This is a genomic window from Microcoleus sp. AT3-D2 (genome assembly GCF_036705715.1).
Classification (GTDB): domain Bacteria; phylum Cyanobacteriota; class Cyanobacteriia; order Cyanobacteriales; family Microcoleaceae; genus Microcoleus.
Genome location: NZ_JAUBVE010000143.1, coordinates 1 through 4734, shown reverse-complemented (window position 1 = coordinate 4734; position 4734 = coordinate 1). Strand labels below are relative to the sequence as shown.

Sequence of the window (4734 nt, the reverse complement as noted above, 5' to 3'; positions counted from 1 at the left end):
TCATAAGTTAGGGTGAATCCGACTTCTAAACTCTAAACCTAAACCCTGCCTACTGTCTAGAACGAAATAGCCCTGCATCCAAATGGCTGTCAGCTCAATTTTGCTCAGCAAAACTTTCGACAACGGCACGATTTGTGCTTCGGAATAATCGGTGGTTGTTGTGGATGAGGTGTACGATGCAGTGCAACTGGAATTTATCAAGCGCGGTGCTTATTTCCTGAATGCACAAGAACGGGAAAAAGTGCGGGAGGTAATCTTAATTGATGGTCGATTGAATGTCGAAATAGTCGGACAATCGGTGCAAAAGGTGGCGCAGATTGCTGGTTTTACAGTGCCGTCAAACATCAGGGTTTTGATTGGAGAAGTGGACGGGGTAGGTAAAGAAGAACCCTTTGCTTGTGAAAAACTTGAGCCGATTCTCGCAATGTACCGCGCCAAGGACTTTACTGAAGCAGTAGACAAAGCCGAAGCGCTGATAATTTTTGGCGGACACGGACATACTTCTGTACTCTACACGGCTCCGCACAATGAGAACCACATTCGTTATTTTGAAAGCAAACTAGAGACTTCGCGGGTGCTGATTAATACCCCTTCTTCTCAAGGTGCGATCGGCGATTTGTACAATTTCCGCCTCGATCCTTCCCTTACCCTCGGTTGCGGTAGCTGGGGCGATAATTCCATTTCTGTCAACGTGACACCCCATCACTTGCTCAATATCAAAACTGTAGCAGAGCGGCGCGAGAATATGCTCTGGTTCCGCATTCCTCCCAAGATTTATTTTAAGTCGGGTTGTCTTCCTGTAGCTTTGAGGGATCTTGCAGGTAAGAAACGTGCTTTGATTGTGACGGATAAACCATTATTTGAATTGGGATTGATTAACGAAGTCACAAATAGTTTGGAAGAAAATCGATCACTACAGATTTTACGATGTGGAACCCGATCCTTCCCTTGCTACTGTTCGCAAAGGTTTAGAAATCTGCAATAGTTTCTATCCAGATGTGATTATTGCCTTTGGTGGTGGCTCGCCGATGGATGCTGCTAAAGTAATGTGGCTGATGTACGAGCATCCAGAAATTGAGTTTGAAGGATTGGCGATGCGGTTTATGGATATTCGCAAGCGGGTATACGAACTGCCGCCTTTGGGTTCAAAGGCAATTATGGTGGCAATTCCAACTACTTCGGGAACGGGTTCGGAAGTCACGCCTTTTGCGGTTGTTACGGATGAACGATCGGGGATTAAGTATCCGCTTGCAGATTATGCTCTGACTCCGAGTATGGCGATCGTCGATCCAGAACTTACGCTGAATATGCCCCGGAAACTGACTGCTTACGGTGGCATTGATGCGCTAACCCACGCTTTAGAAGCTTATGTTTCTGTGTTGGCTTCTGAGTATACAAATGGTTTGGCTTTAGAAGCGATTCGTTTGCTGTTTAAATACCTGCCCAGCGCTTACAAAAATGGTGCAAACGATCCGAAAGCGCGGGAGAAAGTACATTATGCTGCTACGATCGGCATGGCATTTGCCAACTCTTTTCTGGGGGTTTGTCACTCAGTGGCTCACCAATTAGGTGCAACTTGCCACGTCCCTCACGGTTTAGCGAATGCGCTGATGATTTCCCATGTAATTCGCTACAATGCAACTGATGTTCCGTTCAAACAAGCGATTTTTTCTCAAAACAAGTATCCTAACAGCAAGTGGCGTTATGCTCGAATTGCGGACTATCTGAATTTGGGCGGCGATACAGAAGAGGAGAAAGTGGAGAAGTTGATCGCAGCGGTGGAAAATCTCAAGCGTGAGGTAGATATTCCTAGCACGATTCAGGAGGCGATCGCCAGTCAGGGAATGAGTGATGATTTCTTTTTTGCTCGCGTTGAGGAAATGGCCGATCGTGCTTTTGACGATCAGTGTACCGGAGCGAACCCCCGCTATCCGCTGATTGAAGATTTAAAGCAACTTCTGGTGCAAGCGTACTCTCACGGCGACACTTCTGAGGTCGATCGAGTGTTAACTGTAGTTTAATCGGCGCGGTACCATAGATTTCTCCTCAAAAGCCTGTCAATGGGGGGCAGGATGCCTAACCCCTACTCCCCACAAGACTTTCTGGAGAAATCTAACGCAGGGCCGGCCACTGAAAATAAACCCCGAAGCGGATCAAAATACCAAGTAGGGGTTGAAAAATTGTGAAATTGTGTTAGAATTTTAGAGGTAACTATTTTACGAATTTTGTAGTTTCAGTGGCTGTTCGCGCGATGACCTCTTCACCAACCATAGCACCCGTTCGATCGAGTCAAGTTACCCGCAAACCTTATCCCAACTATCGGGTAATAGTCCTCAACGACGATTTCAACACATTTCAGCACGTTGTGGAATGTTTGACAAAATACATTCCAGGGATGACGAGTGATCAAGCTTGGAAACTCGCCAACCAAATCCACCACGAAGGCCAAGCCACCGTCTGGGTTGGCCCGCAAGAGCAAGCAGAACTTTATCATATGCAATTGAGCCGTGCGGGGCTGACAATGGCTCCGCTAGAGTCAGCTTAACTTTTTTTAACTGACAGTTACAATACTTACTTTGAAACTTGCCAAAATGGCAACATCACTTCATCCTCTTGATTTAGATTATGGATAAACAAGCCTAATCTTTTACTCAAGTAGGATAATTTTATGAATCATCCTTTTGATCTAGATATTGCTGATCTCGAAGCAATTGATTTGGATTTTGAAGAGACGCTAACTGATGAAGAGTCCACCCGCATCGGAGGTGGAATTCGTTTCACGACTTTGGCTATAGGTGAAGAAGGTGGGGGTGGTCCGATACAGTGTATCTCAGCTCCCTGTCCGGGAAGTGAAGGAGGAGGCGGATTTCCTACCCCGCCTCATATTTTCGACCCTCCGGTGACCACTCTGGCTATAGGTGAAGAGGGTGGAGAACCTTACACGAAAGCTTGGTTTGAAGGCGGTGGAGGCCCTCTTGATTGGTAATCTCATTCGTGCCGACAATAGTAGAGATTCTGCTTAATTCCTGAACTATTCCGATTGTTTTTGTAATAAGACTTTCAAAGACTCAGCCTCATTAGAGTGTTTTTTCAATATATAAAAAGTTGCAACACTCTCAAAACAAGTGATGCGACTTTTCATATTTGTACTTAATTTTAGCACATTTTTAATTTTCAAATTTCCCATGAACATTTTAATTCTTGGTAATGATTCAGATGCTCATGCTGCTCATATAAAAGATGCTCTCACCCAAGCCGGTGCAGAAGTAGATTATTTAGATACCTATCTGTTTCCAAGACAGTTACGTCTGTCTTGGCAACCTGATACCCTGGTAGGGTGCTTGACGCTACCCGGAGGTCGCCAGTTGAATTTTCAAGATATTCACAGTGTATTTTGGCGCAATTTTTCCGGTGTTGGCGTTGCACCTTTAAAAGATGCAAATCAACAGCAAGTTGCATTAAACGATTCCATGAGTACAGTGCGATCGCTAATGCAAGCTTGTCCGGCTCGCTGGATTAATTCCTGGCAGGCATACCAATTTCATAAAGAAAAACCCCTACAACTGAGTCTGGCAAAGCAAATAGGAGTGACAATTCCTGCAACTTTAATCAGTAACAATCCAGAGCAAGTTAGGGAATTTGTCCAATCTCAGAAAGAAGTAATTTTTAAGCCTGTTTATGGTGGCGCTCATACCAAGTTGGTGACAGAGGCACATTTAGAACCTAATCGGATGGACTTGGCTTTGAGTCTTTCACCAATCACAATACAAGAGTATATTCCTGGGACAAATATTCGCAGTTATGTGATTGGTGAATCAGTTTATTCTGCGGAAATTCGCAGTCAAGCTTTAGACTTTCGGGAAGATTTAGAGTCTGAGTTAATCCCGATAGATTTGCCCGAATCAGTTCACCAAAAATGTTTAGCAATATTAAAGGCATTTATGCTGGATTGGACTGCTATTGATTGGCGTCTCAAGCCAAGCGGTGAGTATGTGTTTTTAGAGGCAAATCCTAGTCCGATGTTCAGACATTTTGAGCGTCAAACGGGTTTTCCGATTACACAAAAATTAGTCAATCTCTTAATGTATTAACGCATTTAAGAGGCGATCGTAATTTTGCCAATCATCCCCGCCTCTGTATGTCCGGCTACTGTACAGCGCAGGTTGTAGGTTCCCGATTTTATCGGCACAAAAACCCATTCGGCCATAGCGCCCGGTTTAAGTTCCAATTCGTGAATCGCTCCTTTAATTTCCACTTTACCCGCTTCAACTTTTTGAGTCCAACTCGCATCAGCAAAGTCTTTAGCAGTAAAATAATGTTTCTGCGAACTGGGATTTTTCAGCACTAATTTATAGCGCTTGCCAGATTCAAATTCTAACAGATTGGGAAAAAACTTTAGTTCCCCAGCTTCGTTACCTAAACTAACAGTAATTTCCGTGACAGGCTGCCGAGACAAATCCCCGGCAGCACTAGCAATTGCCGCGGGAATCAAGATTGTACTCAAACATAAAATTAGTCCCAAAATAACCTTGAGAGCTTTTTGTAACCGCTGGCTGCCGTAGAATTTGCCTAATTGCAAACCGAGTAGATTGAGCATGGCTGTTCTGACTACTGTTAACTATTAACTGACTAATGACTAATGACTAATGACTAAGCTGATAAGTAGCTAGACAAAATTAATTACATAGTTTTCTCCAAATTCTTTCAGGATTTTTTCCACAGAGGTAACAAAAG

Annotated in this window: 4 protein-coding genes and 1 pseudogene; 4 read left to right on the top strand and 1 reads right to left on the bottom strand. The window is 44.0% G+C overall.

Annotation, left to right across the window (positions count from 1 at the left end):
* Positions 1-76: 76 nt before the first annotated feature.
* The 4 genes and pseudogenes from adhE to QUB44_RS30020 all read left to right on the top strand — a co-directional run.
* A pseudogene (adhE, locus tag QUB44_RS30035) lies at positions 77-2021 on the top strand (bifunctional acetaldehyde-CoA/alcohol dehydrogenase); the annotation flags it as partial.
* A gap of 230 nt (positions 2022-2251) precedes the next feature.
* Complete coding sequence (clpS, locus tag QUB44_RS30030) at positions 2252-2545, top strand: ATP-dependent Clp protease adapter ClpS (RefSeq protein WP_190743461.1); 294 nt, start codon at positions 2252-2254, stop codon at positions 2543-2545.
* A 123-nt stretch (positions 2546-2668) separates the two neighbouring features.
* The gene (locus tag QUB44_RS30025; RefSeq protein ID WP_333373404.1) at positions 2669-2986 is read left to right on the top strand and encodes a hypothetical protein; all 318 of its coding nucleotides are present in this window, start codon (positions 2669-2671) and stop codon (positions 2984-2986) included.
* A gap of 199 nt (positions 2987-3185) precedes the next feature.
* Complete coding sequence (locus QUB44_RS30020) at positions 3186-4091, top strand: hypothetical protein (protein ID WP_333373402.1); 906 nt, start codon at positions 3186-3188, stop codon at positions 4089-4091.
* Positions 4092-4096: 5 nt separating this feature from the next.
* Here QUB44_RS30020 and QUB44_RS30015 read toward each other — a convergent pair whose 3' ends face one another.
* Entirely contained in the window at positions 4097-4597 is a 501-nt protein-coding gene (locus tag QUB44_RS30015) for a plastocyanin/azurin family copper-binding protein (RefSeq protein WP_333373400.1), read from the bottom strand.
* Positions 4598-4734: the final 137 nt, after the last annotated feature.

What these genes read in the sequence shown, in the direction of transcription:
- clpS (WP_190743461.1), top strand. Translation starts at nt 2,252, where the DNA reads ATGACCTCTTCACCAACCATAGCACCCGTTCGATCGAGTCAAGTTACC.
- QUB44_RS30025 (WP_333373404.1), top strand. Translation starts at nt 2,669, where the DNA reads ATGAATCATCCTTTTGATCTAGATATTGCTGATCTCGAAGCAATTGAT.
- QUB44_RS30020 (WP_333373402.1), top strand. Translation starts at nt 3,186, where the DNA reads ATGAACATTTTAATTCTTGGTAATGATTCAGATGCTCATGCTGCTCAT.
- QUB44_RS30015 (WP_333373400.1), bottom strand. Translation starts at nt 4,597, where the DNA reads ATGCTCAATCTACTCGGTTTGCAATTAGGCAAATTCTACGGCAGCCAG.